This window comes from Paenibacillus sp. FSL R5-0623 (genome assembly GCF_037974265.1).
Lineage (GTDB): Bacteria > Bacillota > Bacilli > Paenibacillales > Paenibacillaceae > Paenibacillus.
Window position 1 is genome coordinate 2,223,506 of record NZ_CP150233.1, and the last position, 20,505, is coordinate 2,244,010.

Below are 20,505 nucleotides of genomic sequence, written 5' to 3' on the forward strand. Positions count from 1 at the left end.
ATTTTTTCTAATTAATCTCTATTTTCTTAACTGTTCAATGACAGTTCTTGTCTGAATGCAAAGGAGAAAACGGGAATGATGAGGATCTTCGCTTGAGACAGAGGTCTCCAATGGCGGGGATATTGTTATTAAGGAAGGCTTTGGCTTACATAATCCTCCCTTCATTATCAAACAATGAGATCACAGAAGTTACGGGGAGGGAATCATGATGAAGGAACAGAGAAAGAATTATCGATTCATTGCAGGTATCATGGCATTTTTGATTGTGTTTTACGCAGGCATATCGGCAGGAGGGCCTACAGCGGCAGCTTCAGAGTCCCCATCGAATGACAAACGGTTAGCGATTATCATCGATGATGTTGGTAATGACATGAGGGGTACGGCAGAGATCCTGGCGATGCCAGTTAAACTAACGGTAGCGGTCATGCCTTTTTTGCCAACAACGAAGAAAGATGCGATAGCTGCACATGAAAAGGGGATGGATGTGATTGTGCATATGCCCATGGAACCCAAGAAAGGACGACCTGAATGGCTGGGCCCGGGTGCAATCACATCCAGTCTAACAGATGAAGAAGTCCGCTCACGCGTGGAGAAAGCGATTGATGATGTGCCCCACGCCATTGGCATGAACAATCATATGGGTTCCAAAATTACTTCGGACAAACGCATCATGTCCATTGTGCTCGATGTATGCAAGGAGCGGGGCCTCTTCTTTGTAGACAGCCGTACGAACTTTCGCTCCGTGGTGGGGGAACTGGCCGTATCCAAAAATATGCCACCTGTAGGTAATGACATTTTCTTGGATGATCAAAATTCTAAGCAACACATTCGCAAACAACTGGATCTGGCTGCTCAGCGTGCGATCGATAAGAATATCTGTGTTGTCATTGGTCATGTCGGTCATTCGGGGATGAACACATCCGCAGTCATTCGTGAATCCGTCTCCCGTCTGCAAGATCAGGTTCAATTTGTAGGGATCGGTGATCTGGTTCGAGATGTGTGGCAATGGCATTCTGCTCCTACACTACCGACAGATAATAAATAATGCCATTGGCAATGGACTGGGCGATTCGTTTTTGCTCAGCGGGATCACTCATTCTGACTCGATCTGTCGTATTGCTCAAAAATCCGGTTTCGACGATAACGGCAGGTTGTTTCACGTAATTCAATAAATAAAAGGGCTTGCCCCATACGACCCTGTGCTCCGTTCCGTACAACTTGTTCATGGCATCCTGAATGGATTGGGCCAGCAAATAACTCCTGCCTTCCTTCTGGTGTAGTACCACCGGGCCGTGTACATTCGATCGGGGACTCCAGTTCGCATGAATGCTGACCACGATATCTGTACTTACTTCTTCGCTAAGGCTTTTACGTTGGGCAAGATCTCTGGTATGACGTGAGCGGCTGTTCAGCCAGCGGTTCTCATCACTAAGTGCATAATCACCAAGTCGATTGATGATAACGGCATAACCTTTGCTGCGAAGCAGCAGATAGACCTTTTGGCTAATGGCCAGGTTGATATCTTTTTCCAACACACCTTGGGCTGACGTACCACCGTCAATACCGCCATGGCCTACATCGAGCAGGATAACTGGTGCTGCAAAGGCATGATGACTTGAGCGATATGCATCTCCATCGGTCACTGGCAGCATGGATGGACTGTTCTGGGACGGGGCTGCTTTTCCATAAGCCACATGGGGCAGCATGAGAAGGCAATGGAAGCTGATTAGCAAGGCTACCGAAGCGGTCAGCAACTTATACATGGGAATACACACTCCTTCATGGAATAGGTATCGAATTTCAGATTAATGACTCGATGGATACCTTTGGCATTAGACTGTGCATTCTGAGGGTTTTCATACTTCTTTCAATAAAAAATGTTTAACCAGTCCACATCCTGCACACAATAGAACTATCGTAAGCTCCGCAAATGTGCAGGAGCGAAGGAGGCAGAATTATGGCCAAAAGTGATGAGTTGGTAAAATACATTACGCAGCGTGTTGTTCATTATATCGATACACCGAAGGATGAGCGGAAAGGTCGCACCAAAAGGAAAGAGCCGTGGGCGATGAAGTGGTTTGGTATGATCCCTTTTGCTGTATCTCTGTGGGTGGGAAAAAAGGAAAAAGAATTCGATACACAGTCTCATAAACGAAGTTCTTCGGGTAAAGGGTGACTATCGCTTACCTATTTCACTAATGGTAAACCAAAAGACGCAATCCCTTAATATAATGGGAAGGCGTCTTATTTGTTGTGGATGTGTATAGTTTTACAGGTTATCTGACTGTATGTTAAGAATTTGCTGATGATCAAGGATTTACGATGTAAAAATGGCCATCTTGCTGCAATTTGCTCAAAGGGACAAATCGTTGAATGGATGATTTTCCACCTAGCGCTACATATAGAATAGACTCTGCTTCCTGATCAGTATGCCACAGCTGATAACCGCTAACAGGTAGAGGACCGCCATATACAACGTTACGATCACCCGCTGAGAAAACAATCTCTTGATTCTCCCCGTGTTGTATCACATCTTTTGCCCGGTCGGCAGCAACAGGTTTGGAGGTAAGCCACAACAGATTGTCAGCCGGATTGAAGACGGGTCGGAGATGAAGTGGGTCGACTGATAAAGATGGCGTTGTGGATAAATCAGTTATGCTGACAGAGTTCTGTTTGGAATCAGCCTCCAGCAGGTTCAGAAACTCTGACGGTAGTACATCTCCGTTGGTAGCATCAATATAAAGTGCAGGATGATTAGGTTGTTCCACTTTCCAATAAGCCAGCAGGGGAAGAGCATAACCAAGATGAAGCTCTCCTCCGCCAGCAAGTAATGCCTCAAGGTTCATATGTTGTCGATCCAAGGCTTGTCCAAGAAGTTCATTGTTGTATGGTGACTGTTCTCCATGACCGTATTCACTAAGCATCAACTGGCCCTGCTCTGTGGCCGTAATAATCATATATCCGATAGGTTTGTCTTCAAACTCAGCTTGCACGAGCCAGCTATGTGTACCCGGCCCCAGAGGGTAGAAGTTCAGGTCGGCGTTCTTCCAATGCGCTTCGCCGTTAGCTGTACCAAGTGTAACAGCTTGTTGCTCTGCAAACCGTTGTACAGCAGCTGGAGCTAGCATGTCATTCTGAATGGCATGATGTTCGGGACCATACTCTGTTGATGATGCAGGAAATAGTGAAGACGTTTCTTGTTCCTCTGCATTGGCTATCGACCAAAAAGAGAATAGGGCAAGACAACTGAGCAAGCCCAAGGTTATAAAGGTTGTTTTCCGAGCGTTGTTCCAACACGTATGAAAGAATCGTTTCAAATTTACACCTACTTTTCATTTATCCGTTACCTGAGCGGGTCCTAGTTTCATTCTAGGGGACAGGCTATGCAAAGGTTGCCGCAACCTGTCGGGCAGCCGATCATAAATAAACACTACTTTTGCCAGCATTTGCAGGAAAAGTAGTGTCTTCGTCTATCTTAAGTGAAACATGCCGCTGCTAATGGCAGTCACTTTCACTTTGGGTTCATATTGCCAGATCATCTCGGTACGGCGTGTCTCATACTGCAATTTCATAGCTTCACGATCGATTACCGCCTGTTTTGCTTTTTCTTCTTCGGCATCTGTCTCGAAGTCGATCGGTACTGCGGCTTCTGCCGCCAGTTCTACATCTGCTCCAATGGGTTTAGCGTTAGTGATATCCAGAACTTTTTTCAGTGGTACAGGTGGCGTGCGGTTAGAATGGACATTCTCCGTGTCTGAGGTTATCTTACTTGGTGATTCTACCTCAGGCGTATCTTCTCGGAGTACCGCTTCATAGTAGGTGTCCAACACGTCCAGCTCCAGATCAAGCCGCTCTTGGGCTTTCTCGGCCCAGCTATAATCGAGTTCCAGCAAGCGGTTCGTCAAATGAGATTCCAGAGCAGCTCCGGCGTCAAAAATCGAAACTTTAGCTGTCTGCACATGCATGTTCTCCGCAAGTCTCGGACTGAGATCACGTCGGTTCAGCTTGGTGCCGAATTTTTCTATAATTTCACCCGAGCGAAGGGAGATGCCGAGAAAATGCAATTCCTCCCGTTTCAAATCACAGGCGAATTCCACCTTGAAACACACACCAAGCCAAGGCTCATATACGGCTGGCGCTGTAGCCCGCAATTGCCGTTTGGCAGCCTGTTCGAACAGGTTCACGAAGGCACCGCCTTCACGGGCAGCGCCGAAAATCTGCTGGAGTCTGCGACTGCCGTACACCACTTCTTCACGTAATATTCGTCCTGGCCCCAGCTGTGGCAGTGATGGCGTAATACCGAAGTAACGGCCTAGAATAGTTTCTTTTGGTGGCTCGCCTTGAGGACTGCCGTTGGTTATGCCATTCGTTTCAGCAGGGTTAGGCACAACAGGAGGTGATGCTTGCGCAGCTTTGGCTTCTGCTGCTTCAATGGCCTGCTGATACCTGTCAGGATCAAATATAAATGTAAAGGACATCGTCTCAGCGGGTGCTCCGGTTCGTTCCACGAATCCCCAATAATAGGGACGATTGGTCAACGCTTTGTCCGCCTCAGGCGAGAGTTTGACTGTAACATGGGCAGGGGAACGTTCCATGATCTGACAATCGAGTGCTTCCAGATAGGTGAGAACATATGCCTGCACTTCATGGGGAGACATGGTCATGAGTTAGCTTCCTCCTTTGCGAAGATCTAACAACCCGGATACGGCAGGGCCTTCATCGGCAACCTCACGTTGAATGGAGTTCAGCGATTGTCCAAGTGAGTCCATTTTACTGCGAATATCTTCATCAGTTTGTGATTCCAATATGATTTTGTACAAACTTTTCTCAATAGACTCCTTCTTCTCCAGCCGTTCGAGAATGACATCCAGCCCGCCGATCACCATTTCAAACATATTGATCTTCTCATGCAGCAGACTCAGAATATGTTCCTCAATGGTTCCAGTCGTAGATAAATTGAAGATGTTCACGTCATTTTGCTGCCCAAGCCGGTGTACCCGGCCGATCCGCTGCTCTACCCGCATAGGGTTCCAAGGCAGATCAAAGTTGATCATATGATGGCAAAATTGCAAATTGATGCCTTCACCACCTGCTTCGGTTGCAATCATGGCCTGCACACGCCCGCGGAAGAGATCCATCATCCAGTCTTTTTTGCCACGATTCATGCCACCCCGATAAGGTACAGCCGTAAGCCCGTTGTTGCGGAAATAGTTTAGCAGATACTCCTGCGTGGCCCGGTATTCGGTGAAGATAATTACTTTTTCATTCATGTTCCGAATCAGTTCCATTGTTTTCTCGGCTTTGGTATTTTCCTTGATCGCTTTAATATGGGCAACGAGTTCCCAAATCTTGTCCCGAAGGGGAGAGTCCAGCGGAAGTTTCTTCGACAGATTAACCAGCGTCACGAATACAGCATCCCGACTGCTGCACACCTCACGCTGCAATGTAACAAGGGAGAGCATGCTGCTCAGATTGCCGCCAGCTTCCTGGTACTGGTCTTTGACAAAGGAAGTCACACCATCATAAAGTGCTTGTTCTTCGGGCGATAATTGCAGATTCACGTTGGAGACGTTCCGTTTGGTAAATTGGACGGGGCCTTCGCCGCGGCGGTTACGAATCATGACTTTGGATAACTCGTTCTTAAGCTGTTCCTGATTTTTCGGAACCCGTTTGTCTACAACAAAGTTGGCCGCAAAGTCACCCTGACGACCCAGTTGACCGGGCTTCAACAGGTTGATCAGATTGAACAATTCACTCATATCGTTCTGCACAGGTGTAGCTGTGAGCAGCAGACAATACTTTTTGCGCAATTTCAGCATGAATTGATAGTTGGTTGTTTTCTTGTTTTTGAGCTTATGAGCCTCGTCAATAATAATCATGTCGTAATCGGTATTCAGCAGCATATCTTTGTGCGGGTCCCGTTTGGCTGTATCCATGGAAGCAACAACCACTTCATTCTGCCAGGAATAGGCCTTTTTCTGGGCAATAGCAGGGATGCCAAATTTCGAATTCAACTCCCGTACCCATTGCAGCACAAGAGACGCTGGCACGAGAATGAGTACCTTGGATACGAGACCTCGAACCATATATTCTTTCAGAATGAGACCGGCTTCAATGGTTTTGCCAAGACCCACCTCATCGGCGAGAATGGCCCGGCCTGACATTTCAAATAATACTCTGCGTGCAGTGTCCATCTGGTGAGGAAGTGGAGTAAGGCCTTGTAGATGCTTCAAACACTGGATCTCGTCAAAATTGGGAATCAGATTGGTTTCTTCGGCTTGAATGCCCAGTTGAAAGAGTCGATAATCCCCCCAAGGACCTCCTTTATCCAGTCGTGATTCCAACTGACTGATCCAGCTCCGATCAAATTCTAACGGAACGGGCAGTTCGGCTACAGGTTGATTCGTGTGGTGCGGGTTTTTCCGGTTCATGGTGTTTCCTCCCCTGCCATACGTGATGACGTTTTATTCGTAGGTAATAGTATGGACGAATGAGAGTCAGTTCATAACTATGTGGGTTCAAATAAGGAATATTTACACTTGTCACTCCGATGACAGAACAACCTTCCAATCGCTGTTATCCCCAGATTTTTTTGATTCCCTTCTCCAAAGGGGAAAACCCAGGGGGTCTATGAAGATGGACTGTGATAAAAGTCTTATGGAAAATCAATATATGGTGTAATATACTGGTTTTATATCACTATATGTGGTGTTTTATCATAATTTACTCTTATAGTGAAAATGGAGATTTATTTCGGGAGGTTGAACGTAGCGATGAAATCGAACCAACGATCGTACCCATTAGAAGGACTCAGCGAAAAAATATTTCTGGACCGATACGCCTGGAAGGACGCTGATTCGAATCATGCCAAGGTCGGAGATGTGGTATTGGTATTAACGAAGGATGATCCGAAGTTCCCAACCAAGGAAGTGGGCGAAATCATAGAACGTAAGGGTCAGCTTGTACAGGTAAGAACTCGAAGCGGAGAGATGATCGAGACAAACGTGGAGAAATTGACACTCAACATAGAAAAAACACCGGAAGAGATGTGGGACCGTCTTGCCAAAGCGATGGCTTCTGTCGAATCCACAGCGGATCAGCGGGCAACGTGGGAGTCCAAGTTCCGCTCCGTGTTGGAAGATTGGAAGTTAGTACCCGGAGGCCGCATTGCTGCGGGCGCGGGGGCAAGCGATGAGTTGACACTTTTCAATTGTTATGTCATTCCGTCTCCACAAGACAGTCGGGGTGGCATCATGAGAACCTTGACCGAGATGACGGAGATTATGGCACGAGGGGGAGGCGTGGGTATTAATCTGTCCTCTTTGCGTCCTCGCCGAGCGGTGGTGAAAGGTGTCAACGGATCATCCAGCGGTTCCGTATCGTGGGGCGGATTGTTCAGTTATACGACTGGACTGATTGAACAGGGCGGAAGCCGCCGGGGTGCGCTCATGCTCATGATGAATGACTGGCATCCGGATGTGCTTGATTTTATTACCGTGAAACAAACGATGGGGCAGGTGACCAATGCCAATCTGTCTGTATGTGTGAGCAACGCATTTATGGAGGCTGTCAAGCAGGACAGTGATTGGGACTTGGTTTTCCCCGATACAAACGATCCAGACTATGATACCGAGTGGAACGGGGATATGCAGCAATGGAAAGCCGCAGGTCATTCGGTGGTACACTATCGTACACTGAAGGCTCGCGAAATCTGGCATACCATTATTGAATCAGCATGGAAGTCGGCAGAGCCTGGTGTGGTATTCATGGAGTACTATAACCAGATGTCCAACAGCTGGTACTTCAATCCGATCATCTGTACTAATCCGTGCGGGGAACAAGGCCTGCCTGGCTGGGGTGTATGTAATCTGTCTGCGATCAATCTGTCCAAATTCTACGATGAAACAAATCATGATGTGGCATGGGATGAACTGGCGGAAACCACTCGCATCTCGGCTAGATTTTTGGACAATGTCATCGATGCAACACCATATCATTTTGAGGAAAATAGACTGAATCAGCAGCGTGAACGCCGGGTTGGGCTTGGCACGATGGGACTGGCAGAGCTGATGATTAAGCTGCGTATTCGATACGGCAGTCCTGAATCTCTTGCATTTCTGGATAAACTGTATGGATTCATGGCGAAGGAGGCCTATCTGGCATCGGCAGAGATTGCAGCAGAGAAGGGGGCTTTCCCAGCTTTCGAAGCTGAACCGTACTTACAGAGTGGATTCATGAAAAACATGGTTGCGACGTACCCTGAAGTGGGAGAGGCCATTCGTAAACAGGGCATTCGAAATGTCACACTGATCACACAAGCGCCAACGGGAAGTACAGGTACAATGGTTGGAACATCAACAGGTATTGAGCCGTACTTCGCCTTCAAGTATTTCCGTCAAAGCCGTCTAGGTTATGATGAACAGTTCGTACCGATTGCACAAGACTGGCTGGATGAACATCCGGGTGAAGCTTTACCAGATTATTATGTGACGGCAATGGATCTGTCGGCTGAGAATCACATACGGGTGCAGGCTGCCATTCAGCAATGGGTGGATAGTTCGATCTCGAAGACCGCCAACTGTCCGGCTGATTTTACAGTGGAGGATACGGCTGAGCTGTACGAACTGGCCTTCGACCTTGGCTGCAAGGGAGTAACGATATACCGCGACGGTAGCAGGGATGTGCAGGTGCTGTCCACGTCGAAGAAGGAAGCGACCCAGGCTAAAGATCAGAACACGGCTGAAGCTGAAGAGAAGACAGTCGTATCTGCAATAGAAAACCCGAATAATGTTGAAGTGCAGGCAAGTGATGGGAATTTCAATAGCCAGGTTGGTGTTAGCACGCATTCTTCCGATCAACCCCCTTCCTCTTCTACAGTGCTGGATAAACAATATAGAAGCCGTCCTCAAGTACTGCGCGGTGCGACATACAAAATCAATACGCCATTCGGTATGGCTTACATTACGATCAATGATCTGGAGGGAACCCCGGGTGAGATCTTCCTGAACGTGGGCAAAGCGGGATCGGACGTGTTTGCCATGGCTGAGGCACTCGGTCGAGTATGCTCTCTGTTCCTTCGATACGGAGATCATGGGCACAAGGTTGAACTGTTGATCAAACATCTCAAGGGAATCGGTGGTTCGGGAGCGATTGGCTTCGGAGCCAACAGGGTTGAATCGATTGCTGATGCAGTCGCCAAAGCATTGGAAAGTCATGTACAGAGCAGTGCTCTGGAGAACGAAATTGGAGCAGTACAAGAACAGAACCAAGTGGAGAGCACGTATCCCAAAGTGGAGGATCAGAAAACCTTTATCGAATCGAGAGATTTATGCCCTTCATGCGGCTCGGCATCCCTGATGAATGTGGAAGGATGCAAAACATGCAGCAACTGTGGGTACAGTAAGTGCAATTAAATAGCATTTGGAAAAAGTAAAAAAGAAAAGGCATTCCTGACTCCATTACGAAGTCAGGAATGCCTTTTTGTCATTTAGCTAATTAACACCAATCCTGGCATCGATCTGCAAGTGATTGCAATTCATTAAATAAAACGCCAGCATGGTAGCCGTCGCACACGGCGTGATGTAACTGAATGGATAAGGGAAGATAAACTTTATCGTTTTGTTGAACATATTTTCCCATCGTGAATATAGGCAACAAGTAGGTTCCCTCATTGTAAATATTCAGATTAAATCCCGTAAAGTTCACCCAGGGAATACTGGAAACGGGAAAAGTATTTGGTGGTTCATCAGGTTTGGCAACAAATTGTTTGTAATCTTTGTAATTGTTCATATCTTCCAGATAACGATTGTGGAACGTCTCAAAATCTTCATGGAATGCTGTCCAGATCGTTGAGAAACTTTTGTCGTCCTCATGAAAAATCGTATAACTCGGAGACATTTCGTCCCAGTAGCCCAATCTCCCCTCGGCATCAAAACAGGTTCGAAACTCCCTATGTGCATTGACGACTGTAGAGATCATATGAATAAGAGCCGGATAGAACTTCAATCCTTTAAACTTGAGTTCGGTGATCAATAGCGTGATATCCAGATTAGCAGTTATGCTGTAGGTACATCTGACCTGATTCAAGTAGTGGTCAAAGTATGGCTTTCGATCCCACTGATCTAACACGATTGAATTAAACATAAGTTATAACCTCCTAAATTTGAATAATGTCTTTATTTAGGAGGTATATTTGACTGATTTGACCATATCCTATCACATTCCCAGTATCGTATTTTTAGAAATTGACCATCTCAGTATAACATGATACTGAATGTGTCGCTTATAGCGAAATCCTCTGCAAAACGCTTTTTCAACCTGCTTCTTTACTTTATAATTAAAATTGTCTTTATAACGAAGAAGAGAGGGGATTAGATGCGTCAGCCGATAGAAGAACCTATATTTTATTCTTATCCTGGAATGGTAGCGGTAGTGACTTCACGTCATGAGGGAGTTCAGAATGTGATGGCGTCCGGATGGCATACATACATCGGATCATTACCAGGTGTATACGGCATCTCCCTTCGTAAGGAAACATACTCCTATGAACTCATCGAGAAGAGTGGCGTATTCGGTGTTCATTTCCTGCCAGGTCATCGATCGGAGTGGATTCAAGCTGCAGGAACGTTCAGTGGAAGAGATACGGATAAATTCACAAGATTCGGCATTCCATATGAGGAAGGAATCAAAGTGAGTGTACCCATTTTGACAGACGCTTATTTTGCCTATGAATGCAAGGTTATGGAGATTACGACATATGGTGACCATGAATGGATTGCAGGCGAAGTGTTGCAGCGATATCAGGATCAGAAGTACTTTCTGGAGAATGGAATGGTTGATCTGGAGAAGTTACAAATCCCAATGTACACAGGGCGTTCAGCATACCGGATCATGGATGCGAGGACAGAAGAAAAGATTCACCCGTTCCACCTCTAGGGTCCTAGGCAAGAAGAAGCAATTATAAGCAAAACTTTCAATCCGGTCTGACATAGGTTTATAATGGATATTGGCTGCTGAGCAAGTCGGCAGCCTTTTGTTATGAATTCAATTGTTTCAATCGATGTGTGCGTGGGTATGCTGGTTTGCGCAAGCGGGACAGGTAATTTTAGCCACTCGATGAAAAGTACTATATTTAACGACAAAATTAGAGTATGATTTTACAGCTATATGAGCTGGCAGGAAAGGTTACATCGGTTTAATCGTTTGTAAATATTCCTGTAAAGTATGAGGCTTATTTCGGGCGTATAATGCTAAACGTGAACTCACGAATGAATATAAAGAATATTTTAATAATTAAACTTAATGGACAGGCAAATCGTCTTCTTTAAGATTATAGAATTCACACAGAATGTAGCATCATCAGATCGTGCTTCAAACAGAGGCTTTTCTTATGTTGTAAATGAAAGATGGAAGGTGCAATACGTATGTTAATGACAACCAGAACGATCAGGAGTTCCTTTATGCCCCCAACACCGATGTTGTTGACTCACAGTAACAAGGAGGGGCATGCATGTCACAATCGTTAAATCGTAAGAGACATATGAATGGACTTGACGGCTTGCGAGCCCTCGCTGTACTTGCGGTAATCGCGTATCATCTGAATTTGGATTTTATTCCGGGTGGACTGCTCGGTGTAGGTATATTCTTTGTTCTCTCGGGATATTTAATTACAGATATTCTCGTGTCACAGTGGCAGGAACATGGACGCATTTCACTCGGTGATTTCTGGGTAAGACGGGTAAGGCGTTTGCTTCCAGGCATGCTGACCATGACAGCTGTGGTGATGATCTGGTTAGCGTGTACAGACCCATCCCGGCTTGCTGCGCTTCGTGGTGATATCGTTTCGGGTGTATTATACATAAGCAATTGGTGGTATATCTTTCACAACGTTTCCTATTTCGAAAGTTTTGGCCCTCCATCACCGTTTGGACATTTCTGGTCGCTGGCTGTGGAAGAGCAATTTTATCTTATATGGCCTCTTCTACTGATCGCAGCAATCGTAGTGTTCAAAAGAAAGGGATGGCTGGTCGTTTTCATTGTCGTCGCAGCTGAATTATCTGCTGGCGCAATGGCCATCATGTATAATCCGGATTTGGACCCGAGCCGTGTATATTATGGAACAGACACGCGGGCATTTGCACTGCTTGCTGGTGCTGCTCTTGCCGTGGTGTGGCCTAGTCGCAAGTTGTCGAGCTCTCTGTCTGGCTTGAACCGGCTTGTGCTCGATGTGTCGGGACTTGCTGCGCTTGCTATGTTAATCTACATGATGCTGAACAGCAGTGAATATGATCCGTTTCTGTATCAAGGGGGCATGGTGCTTCAGGCTGTTGCAACAACGTTGCTGGTAGCGGTGTTGGCTCACCCATCGTCTTTCCTGGCACGTATCATTGGCGCGAAGCCATTACGCTGGATCGGAGAGCGATCCTACGGATTATATCTGTGGCATTATCCTGTTATTATGCTAACCAATCCCGCGGTGGATACGGGAGGAGCACATCCTGTACGAATCATTTTACAGGTTGCTGCAACGGTTGTACTGGCCTCATTGTCTCTTAAATATATCGAAAATCCGATTCGGTACAACGGATTCCGTGATTCTTGGTCCCGATTATGGGGAAGAGGACGGTCATCGATCGGTATACGTAATGTATGGTGGAAGCGTGCAGGTCTGTTGATGACGATTCTGCTGTTGTCCTATACGGTATCTCAGATGATGGTCTCACATGCAGCGAACTCCGACTCCCATTCGGTATCGATGTCCAACACATTGAATGGAGAGAATTCCGTAGCGGAGGAACAGGGACAGGATGTGTTGCCAGCTATTACAGCAACGTCAGGCTCTGGCCAAAAGAACGATGCTCATACCCATAAACCGGAAGCAGGAACGAAAGATGATCCGGGGAAAAATGAGAAGCCAACAGGAGAGCCTGCACCAGATTCAAAACCTGACGAACAAGACAATTCAGTGAATCCTGGCAAAGACGGTCAGTCTGAAGATAAGCCGGCTGATGAATCCGTGACGAACGAGAATGATACACCGGATGACGCCGGGGCGAATCAATCCGATGACACGGATCATACGGAAGACACACCTGATTCATCTCAGGACAATGAAGAAACGGCTCCTCCTGCCCAGGATGGCAAGGTTCATTATACCGTCATTGGAGATTCGGTGATTTTGGATGCAAAACCGTATCTGGAGCAAAGTATATCGGGAGTGTATGTGGACGGACATGTCGGTCGTCAGATGTGGCAGGCAGGTGATGTATTGGAAGGTCTGAAGCAAAACAACCAAATGGGCAGCAAAGTGGTGCTGGAGCTCGGGACGAATGGTTCCTTTAACTCCAAAAACTTGAATGCTGTGCTTGATTATCTGAAGGATGAGGATCGGGTATATCTGGTTACCGTGCGCGTACCTCGTCCGTGGGAACGAACGGTGAACAGGGCTTTGAATGAGGCTGCATCCAAGTACAGCAATGTCTCGTTGATTGACTGGAACAGTGCAAGTGAGGGACATGACGAATATTTTGAAAAAGATGGCGTACATCTCACTACGCAAGGGTCCGAAGCTTTTGCAGAACTGGTGAAGAACAGTATCCAATAATACGCAATCCATATTTAATACGATTTAGCACTTATTCATTATATATAGCCTGGGGTGAAGCTGCCGACGGCTGCAACAAGAAAGAGCTCTCATTATGAGGGCTCTTTTTATATGTTGTGAACAAATAAGTCAGCAAAGTAAGTTCCAAATAGGGGAACCGATATTTTTCACCCCTGCATCCGTGGATCGTCACCTTACGGTATGATAGCGTTACCATTTACAATAAGTGTATTCAAATCGCCGAGGGGGATTATAGAGATGTTGAAAAAATGGCTTTCGGGTTTCCTGGCAATAACATTGTTCTCCATTATTCTGGCTGGCTGTGCTGGCGGGGACACTTCAGAAGGAGGCAGCGGCAACGACAAAGTAACCGTCACACTCTGGCACAACTGGACCGGACAGGACGCAAAGGCGGTTGCGATGCGCAAAATAATTGAAGATTTTCGCGCGGCGCATCCAGATATTGAAGTTGTGGATGAAGGCTTGCCAACAGATGGTCTCAAAACCCGACTTCGCACGGTGGCAGCTGCCAATGAGATGCCAGATCTGTTCGTGATGTGGCCGGATGCCATGACTAAGGAATTTGTCAAAGGGGATCTGTTACAGCCCATTAATGCAGAGCTGGATGCAAAGCCGGAGTGGAAAGACAACTTTATCCCGAATGCACTGGACGGATACACCGTAGACGGGAATATCTACTCCGTGCCCATGAATCTGGCGCCAAGTTCCTTCATTTATTACAATGAAGCTCTTTTCAAACAGTACAATGTGAAAGTGCCTGAGACGTGGGCGGAACTGGAACAAGCGATTGCTACTTTTAATCAAAATAAAGTCATTCCCATGGCACTTGGCAACAAGGCCAACTGGGTAGCTCAATCAACGATATTCAGTACACTGGCTGATCGGATTACCGGTACGGACTGGTTCCTGAAAGCGGCAGCACAAGATGGTGCAAGTTTTACCGATCCGCAATTTATTGAAGCCTTGAACAAGATGCAAGAGCTTGGCAACACCAAGGCATTCCAGGATGGATTCAACAGTATCGATGAGACACAGATGATGCAGCTTTATTTCCAAGGTAAGGCAGCGATGGTCATGAACGGCGGATGGGCCTTGGCTAATCTGGTGAACAATGCACCTGAAGAGGTATTGAACAACACACATATTACGATTCTTCCTCCAGTGGACGGAGGTCAGGGTGAACCGAGAACAACATCCGGTGTTGTAGGAACCGGGTTGGGTGTAAGTAAAAAGCTGAGCGGCGCACAAAAAGAGGCAGCGATGGAGCTGTTCTACGCACTGGCAGGACCTGATGGTCAGAAGGCCACATTGGATAGCAGCACATTGGTGAGTTACAAGATTGATCTGGACAAAACCAAGGCGCATCCATTGTTCGTTGAATTATATGATCTGATGCAGGAAGTGAAAATCACGCCAGTATACGATTCCAAGTTGGGATCGGCGACGGTTGAGGTTATTAATAATGCATTGCAAGAGCTACTAATGGGCGGCAAGGCCGAAGACATCGCAGCCAAAATTCAGGCGGCTCAAGCCAATGCAGTTAGTCAGTAATCATTCGTTAGAACCCCTTCCCGGCAGGGGAGGGGTTTTGAGTCTGGACGAGATAGTCAGTTGCAAGTTGAGAAAGGCATTCATTCAAGGAGGGGAAGTGAACAGATGAACGCACTGCGAAGTCGGCGTTTTATTATGCTGGGGCTGGCCCCGGCAGTCATCATTTATGCATTGTTTGTATTTGTACCGGTCGTGTGGTCAGCGTACTACGGGTTCTTCAATTGGTCCGGCATCGGGGCATCCAAATATATTGGTGTGGATAATTACATTGAGATATGGCATGATCCTATATTTTGGCGGGCACTGAAAAATAACGTTATTTTTGTGCTGGCATCGGTTTTTGGACAAATTCCGTTAGCGCTGATGTTGGCGGTCATCTTACACAAAAGCAATCCATTACAGCGGTTTCTGCGTTCAGCCGTATTTCTGCCGATGGTGTTATCCACTGTAGTTATCGGTATGATCTGGCAATATATTTATCATCCGCAGATCGGGATATTGAACTTTCTGCTGGACGCACTGGGGCTGGAGAGTTGGAAGCTGCAATGGCTGTCCGATGACAAGATTGCAATTTTCTCATTGGTACCGCCGCTGCTCTGGAGCTTTGTCGGGTTGTATCTGATTATCTTTATCTCGGCACTACAGAATATTCCAGGCGAGATTCATGATGCTGCCAAAATAGATGGTGCTTCAGGAATCCGGAAACTGGTATCCGTTTCTCTGCCCATAATCTGGGGTACGGTTCAGGTTGCGATTATTCTATGTATTTCGGGTAGTCTGAAATCATTCGATCTGGTCTACATCATGACCAAGGGTGGTCCGGCACATGCGACGGAACTGCTTGCAACGTATATGTACAATTCAACCTTTACAACATACCGATATGGTTTTGGTAGTGCAATCTCAACAACCATCGTATTGATCTCCCTGCTGCTGATCGGAACAAGCCAATGGGTGACCAGTCGCAAACGAAAAGAGAATCAATAGAGAGGAGGAGTTATCATGCGCGTGACACCTGTATCCATGCCATCACCACAAAGCGGCTCGGGCCATCCGATTCGCCGTCTCCGTAGCGGAATTGTTTGGACGCTGCTAACGGTCTATGGTATTTTAACATTGTATCCGTTCTACTGGCTCGTGATTAGTGCATTCAAAACAAATGAAGATTTCTATAGCAGGCCCTTTGGTCTGCCGGAAAACTGGAATGTTGCCAATTTCAGCAATGCATGGGAAAGCTCCAGGCTGGGGACCGCTTTTGGCAATTCACTAATCGTATCGGTGGGGTCACTTATTCTGATGCTGTTTATTGCAGCGCTGGCTTCATTCATCCTGGCTCGTTTCCAGTTTCGTTGGAAAGGGTTAATCATGACCTTCTTTGTTGTGGGGATGCTCATTCCGATCCATAGTACACTTGTCCCCTTATTTATTTTAATGAAACAGATGTCCCTGCTAAATACGTACTGGGCATTAATCTTACCCTATACGGCTTTTGCACTGCCTACGGCAATTTTTGTGCTTACGGCTTATCTGACAAGTGTTCCACGTGACATTGAAGAGGCGGCTTTTATTGATGGAACAGGCCTGTGGGGGCTGTTTACCCGAATTATGCTGCCGATGTCTGTCCCTGCATTGTCCACGGTTACGATCCTGAGTTTCCTGCATGCGTGGAATGACTTTTCATTTGCACTTGTGTTCATCAACAAAACTGGATTGAAAACGTTACCGCTGGCCATTGCGAACTTTGCGGATGGATATCAGACGGATTACGGATTAACGCTTGCTGCCATGACCCTGTCGGTCATTCCAACCATTATTCTGTATCTTATATTCCAGGAACAGGTTATGAAAGGCATGACCGCAGGAGCTGTTAAAGGGTAAGCGAAAGCGCATCCAGAGGAGGAGAAACGTTTGGCACGCTGGCTCACATCTTCGTTACAAAGGAAGCTATCCGTCGTTGTGACGGCTTCAATGATTGTGCCTTTGCTGGCCTTGGGCCTGTTCGCCTTTCTGATCTCTTCCCGCATCACAGAGCAAAAAACAAAGCTGTCCGGCATGGATACGCTGAAACAGGTAGAAGCAAATCTTCGTTATATGCTGCAGGATGCCGAGAATCTCTCCATTTTCCTGATTGGAGAACGGGACATCCAGCAGTATCTTAGCCACAATGAAGATCATGAGCTGGACCGGGTGGATATCCTGGGCAGGATGACCAATCTGGCGGCTTCCAAGAAATATATCGCCAACATCGCCATATATCCGGGACGTTTTGATGCTATATTGTCAACCGCTACCTGGTATGAATCCAATGAATCGAACCTTTCGTATCCCTCTGTTCCCAGCGGTGAAGCAGTCAAACAATGGACGGGAGTATACCCGGTTCAGAATTACGCGGGTATTCAAAATGTGATCACATTGGTTCGGCCGATTCGTAGTATCCATGATTATCGACCCATCGGCTGGTTAGCCATTAGTCTGGATGAGAAGGCCATATCCAAGGGATGGGCCGCTCTGGGATTAGGCAGAGGGCAAGGCAGACTGGAACTCATCGGCAGTTCTGGAGAGATTCTGTCTTCGATGGACAAATCCCGGCTTGGGCTTAAGCTGGAAGGTGTCGAACCAGGGATTACAACGTTGATTCAGGATGGCGGTAGCGGAACCACCACGTATGGCAGTGGTGACGATAAACGGACGCTGCTCTATTACCCGGAAGAACTGACGGGGTGGACGTTGGTTGGAACGGTTCCTTATGACCAGTACAAGTCGGAGAATCGGTACATTCTTATTCTAACTGGCTGCGCCGTTGCCATGTCTGCTGTGATCAGTGCTGGATTGGTCTGGTTTACGGTACGGCGTGTGACGAGGCCGCTTCGTGTACTTACCCGGCATCTGTCTCGAATTGACCCGGAACGCCCGCTTCCTTTGTTTCGATCAGAAAGTGATGACGAGATTGGCAGGCTTGGGGAGAGTTACAATCTGCTCGGTGCACATATTCAGTTATTGAAGGAAGAGGTTATTCGAGGTGAAGCTCGCAAAAAAGAAGCGGATCTTCGGGTGCTTCAGGCGCAGATTAACCCGCACTTTCTGTATAACACACTCTCTTCAATTCATTGGATTGCCTTGATGTCTGAAGAGAAGCGGATCGCGGATATGGTTGAGGGCTTGAGTGACTTTCTACGCATCAGTTTAAACAATGGTCAGGATTATTGCCTTGTGGAACAGGAGATTGCTCATATTCGCCATTATGTGCGTGTGCAGTCGATTCGTTTCCCTGATCAATTTGTTTTGCATTATATCGTAGATCCAGCGCTTGAGAAGCGAATGATGCTGAAGCTATTGCTGCAACCGCTTGTTGAGAACGCCATGATTCATGGCATTCAGCCGAAATCAGGCGTGGGCACCATTACCATAATGATTCGCAAGGACCCGGATAATGAAAAGATGAATGTGCTCGTGCTGGATGATGGTGTCGGCATGGAGCCGGACAGGCTGGAACAATTAAGGATAAGCATTAGGGAATGGAAGGGAAAACAGCCGGAAAAACAGCTGAACCAAGGCGGTTATGGGCTCTGCAATGTGAATGAGAGGCTGCTGCTCCATTATGGAGCGGATGCACAGCTTGAAGTAGACAGCAGGGTTGGGGGAGGTACCCGGATTTCGTTTTCCATTCCAATCTTGGAGGGTTCGCCATGAGACTATTAATTGTTGATGATGAAGTGATTATCCGTACAGGGCTTGCCAGCGTTATCGCTTGGCATGACCTCGGAATTGAACTTCTTCAACCTGCTGCCTCGGCAGAGGAGGCGTTAACACGCATGGCTGAGGAACGTCCACATATCCTGATGACGGATATTCGGATGACAGGCAGATCGGGACTGGAACTGGCAGAAGAGGGCTTGCAATTGCTACCTGAGCTGGAGGTCATTATTTTGTCCGGATACGATGACTTTTCTTATGCGCAACAGGCGATTCGCCAAGGCGTCACAGATTATCTGCTCAAAACAAGCAAGCCGGAAGAGATCATCAAGACCGTATTACAGGCCAAACAGCGAATCACGGAACATTGGGCAGAGAAGTCCAGAGAGGGCCAGCTTATGCGGGAGAATCGGGAGCGGTTATTTGCCGGGTGGATCATTGATGGTGATACCGCTTCGGGACATTTTCCTTCATTCTTGCGATCTGATGCTGGAAAAGAGGCAGGGGTTGGTGGCCTTGATGATGAACAGATTCTCAGACAAGTCATTATTCTTCGAGCGGAGGGTTGGGATCGATCCTCGGATGCGCTATTACGATTTGCGGTGCAGAATACTCTGGAGGATATGTTACCTGGTGCCATTGCTCATGTAGAGAAACAGCAAATTATTTGTGTAGTTTCATGGCCGCCGGTGGAACATGAAACTACGTTCAGGCTGGAGAGTGCATTACGTCGGGTGGAGCAATTATTGAAGTGCACCCTGCGCGCAGCCGTAGGTCTGCCTGTGCGTGGATATGCAGATCTGCACGAAAGCTACAGAACTGCTTCAGCTGCATTCCGATATCGGGGTTTGATGAATTACAAAGTATGGCATTATGAGCACGTTCAGGTTCGCCAAGGCGGTAAAACTGTACTTACGCACGAAGAGGAGACCAGACTTGGTACAATATTGCTGGATAATGATTCAGTCACGTTAACGACATGGACGCGGGAACTTGTGGCTAATCTTGTTACGGAACCGGAGGTCACACCAGAATCGTTCAGTGCTTGTTTGCACTCAGCCGTCATTGCAGGTCATCGCTGGCTAACTCGCACAATGCGAGCCACAGGGCGTGAAGAACCCGCAAGGCTCGAGCCCTGGTTGCCGGAACCGGATGCCGAAGCTGCGGATCTCGGGGATATGTTGTTCCATCATCTGTATGGTCTGATGCATGTCTATCATAGCCGAATGGGTCAGGGACAGGCTGCCCATGTGCAGAAGGCTATCGGTTATATTGAATCTTCATTGGCGCAGGATATTAATCTGCAGCAGGTAGCTGGACATGTTCATTTGCATCCGGGTCACCTCAGTGAACTGTTTAAAAAAGAAATGGGTGTGACCTTCGGAGATTTTGTCATCGATATGCGTATACGAAGAGCGATGGATATGCTCGCGGTGTCTCCAGCGAAGGTCAGTGAAGTCGCTGCCATCAGCGGCTACGAGGACGTGAAATATTTTAGCAGGCTGTTCAAAAAACATACGGGTAAAACCCCGAGTGAATATCGCGAGGAGGCAATGTCGTTTAAGCCTTCGGGAAGTTAGAAATGAGGAGATTGGGAAACATGTCTTGCATTTCTGCAAACGTTTTCGATATGGTAT

General features: G+C 47.1%; 15 protein-coding genes. 10 read left to right on the forward strand and 5 right to left on the reverse strand.

The window, feature by feature from the left end; translation table 11 throughout:
- The first annotated feature begins 205 nt into the window (after positions 1–205).
- The gene (locus tag MKY92_RS10295; RefSeq protein ID WP_339300535.1) at positions 206–1,045 is read left to right on the forward strand and encodes a divergent polysaccharide deacetylase family protein; all 840 of its coding nucleotides are present in this window, start codon (positions 206–208) and stop codon (positions 1,043–1,045) included.
- On the opposite strand, the gene MKY92_RS10300 is transcribed toward MKY92_RS10295, so the two are convergent.
- On the reverse strand, positions 1,020–1,763 hold the full coding sequence (locus MKY92_RS10300) for an N-acetylmuramoyl-L-alanine amidase (RefSeq protein ID WP_339300537.1): 744 nt from the start codon (positions 1,761–1,763) through the stop codon (positions 1,020–1,022). The genes MKY92_RS10295 and MKY92_RS10300 overlap by 26 nt on opposite strands.
- A 194-nt stretch (positions 1,764–1,957) precedes the next feature.
- Between MKY92_RS10300 and MKY92_RS10305 the strand changes: the two genes are divergently transcribed.
- Complete coding sequence (locus tag MKY92_RS10305; protein ID WP_036609606.1) at positions 1,958–2,176, forward strand: YqzE family protein; 219 nt, start codon at positions 1,958–1,960, stop codon at positions 2,174–2,176.
- A gap of 133 nt (positions 2,177–2,309) precedes the next feature.
- Here MKY92_RS10305 and MKY92_RS10310 read toward each other — a convergent pair whose 3' ends face one another.
- The 3 genes from MKY92_RS10310 to MKY92_RS10320 all read right to left on the reverse strand — a co-directional run bounded on the left by MKY92_RS10310 (position 2,310) and on the right by MKY92_RS10320 (position 6,431).
- Complete coding sequence (locus MKY92_RS10310; RefSeq protein ID WP_339300539.1) at positions 2,310–3,260, reverse strand: hypothetical protein; 951 nt, start codon at positions 3,258–3,260, stop codon at positions 2,310–2,312.
- Between the two features lie 210 nt (positions 3,261–3,470).
- Positions 3,471–4,664 carry a YqhG family protein gene (locus MKY92_RS10315; protein WP_339300540.1) on the reverse strand — a complete coding sequence of 398 codons (1,194 nt, stop codon included), beginning with the start codon at positions 4,662–4,664 and terminating at the stop codon, positions 3,471–3,473.
- Positions 4,665–4,667: 3 nt separating this feature from the next.
- Complete coding sequence (locus MKY92_RS10320) at positions 4,668–6,431, reverse strand: SNF2-related protein (RefSeq protein ID WP_339300542.1); 1,764 nt, start codon at positions 6,429–6,431, stop codon at positions 4,668–4,670.
- A gap of 342 nt (positions 6,432–6,773) precedes the next feature.
- Here MKY92_RS10320 and MKY92_RS10325 point away from each other — a divergent pair, with 342 nt between their 5' ends.
- The gene (locus MKY92_RS10325) at positions 6,774–9,413 is read left to right on the forward strand and encodes an adenosylcobalamin-dependent ribonucleoside-diphosphate reductase (RefSeq protein WP_339300543.1); all 2,640 of its coding nucleotides are present in this window, start codon (positions 6,774–6,776) and stop codon (positions 9,411–9,413) included.
- An 82-nt stretch (positions 9,414–9,495) separates the two neighbouring features.
- On the opposite strand, the gene catA is transcribed toward MKY92_RS10325, so the two are convergent.
- Positions 9,496–10,143 (reverse strand): type A chloramphenicol O-acetyltransferase, encoded by a 648-nt coding sequence (gene catA, locus MKY92_RS10330; RefSeq protein ID WP_339300544.1) that lies wholly within the window; start codon positions 10,141–10,143, stop codon positions 9,496–9,498.
- 231 nt (positions 10,144–10,374) lie between these two features.
- Here catA and MKY92_RS10335 point away from each other — a divergent pair, with 231 nt between their 5' ends.
- The 7 genes from MKY92_RS10335 to MKY92_RS10365 all read left to right on the forward strand — a co-directional run bounded on the left by MKY92_RS10335 (position 10,375) and on the right by MKY92_RS10365 (position 20,448).
- Positions 10,375–10,935, forward strand: a complete 561-nt coding sequence (locus MKY92_RS10335; RefSeq protein ID WP_339300545.1) for a flavin reductase family protein — start codon at positions 10,375–10,377, stop codon at positions 10,933–10,935.
- A gap of 574 nt (positions 10,936–11,509) precedes the next feature.
- The gene (locus MKY92_RS10340; protein ID WP_339300547.1) at positions 11,510–13,603 is read left to right on the forward strand and encodes an acyltransferase family protein; all 2,094 of its coding nucleotides are present in this window, start codon (positions 11,510–11,512) and stop codon (positions 13,601–13,603) included.
- A 258-nt stretch (positions 13,604–13,861) separates the two neighbouring features.
- A complete protein-coding gene (locus MKY92_RS10345; protein ID WP_076208995.1) occupies positions 13,862–15,175 on the forward strand; it encodes an extracellular solute-binding protein in 1,314 nt (437 codons plus the stop codon).
- A gap of 105 nt (positions 15,176–15,280) precedes the next feature.
- The gene (locus tag MKY92_RS10350) at positions 15,281–16,162 is read left to right on the forward strand and encodes a sugar ABC transporter permease (RefSeq protein WP_339301753.1); all 882 of its coding nucleotides are present in this window, start codon (positions 15,281–15,283) and stop codon (positions 16,160–16,162) included.
- Positions 16,163–16,198: 36 nt separating this feature from the next.
- Positions 16,199–17,053 carry a carbohydrate ABC transporter permease gene (locus MKY92_RS10355; RefSeq protein WP_339301754.1) on the forward strand — a complete coding sequence of 285 codons (855 nt, stop codon included), beginning with the start codon at positions 16,199–16,201 and terminating at the stop codon, positions 17,051–17,053.
- Between the two features lie 30 nt (positions 17,054–17,083).
- A complete protein-coding gene (locus MKY92_RS10360; protein ID WP_339300549.1) occupies positions 17,084–18,865 on the forward strand; it encodes a sensor histidine kinase in 1,782 nt (593 codons plus the stop codon).
- Positions 18,862–20,448: a helix-turn-helix domain-containing protein gene (locus MKY92_RS10365; RefSeq protein ID WP_339300550.1), complete on the forward strand. Its 1,587-nt coding sequence runs from the start codon at positions 18,862–18,864 to the stop codon at positions 20,446–20,448. Before MKY92_RS10360 ends, MKY92_RS10365 begins: the two co-directional genes overlap by 4 nt.
- The last annotated feature ends 57 nt before the right edge of the window (positions 20,449–20,505 follow it).

Coding starts and splice junctions, on each gene's coding strand:
- MKY92_RS10295 (WP_339300535.1), top strand. CDS start 206: ATGATGAAGGAACAGAGAAAGAATTATCGATTCATTGCAGGTATCATG.
- MKY92_RS10350 (WP_339301753.1), top strand. CDS start 15,281: ATGAACGCACTGCGAAGTCGGCGTTTTATTATGCTGGGGCTGGCCCCG.
- MKY92_RS10365 (WP_339300550.1), top strand. CDS start 18,862: ATGAGACTATTAATTGTTGATGATGAAGTGATTATCCGTACAGGGCTT.
- MKY92_RS10340 (WP_339300547.1), top strand. CDS start 11,510: ATGTCACAATCGTTAAATCGTAAGAGACATATGAATGGACTTGACGGC.
- catA (WP_339300544.1), bottom strand. CDS start 10,143: ATGTTTAATTCAATCGTGTTAGATCAGTGGGATCGAAAGCCATACTTT.
- MKY92_RS10305 (WP_036609606.1), top strand. CDS start 1,958: ATGGCCAAAAGTGATGAGTTGGTAAAATACATTACGCAGCGTGTTGTT.
- MKY92_RS10335 (WP_339300545.1), top strand. CDS start 10,375: ATGCGTCAGCCGATAGAAGAACCTATATTTTATTCTTATCCTGGAATG.
- MKY92_RS10325 (WP_339300543.1), top strand. CDS start 6,774: ATGAAATCGAACCAACGATCGTACCCATTAGAAGGACTCAGCGAAAAA.
- MKY92_RS10355 (WP_339301754.1), top strand. CDS start 16,199: ATGCCATCACCACAAAGCGGCTCGGGCCATCCGATTCGCCGTCTCCGT.
- MKY92_RS10315 (WP_339300540.1), bottom strand. CDS start 4,664: ATGACCATGTCTCCCCATGAAGTGCAGGCATATGTTCTCACCTATCTG.
- MKY92_RS10345 (WP_076208995.1), top strand. CDS start 13,862: ATGTTGAAAAAATGGCTTTCGGGTTTCCTGGCAATAACATTGTTCTCC.
- MKY92_RS10300 (WP_339300537.1), bottom strand. CDS start 1,763: ATGTATAAGTTGCTGACCGCTTCGGTAGCCTTGCTAATCAGCTTCCAT.
- MKY92_RS10320 (WP_339300542.1), bottom strand. CDS start 6,431: ATGAACCGGAAAAACCCGCACCACACGAATCAACCTGTAGCCGAACTG.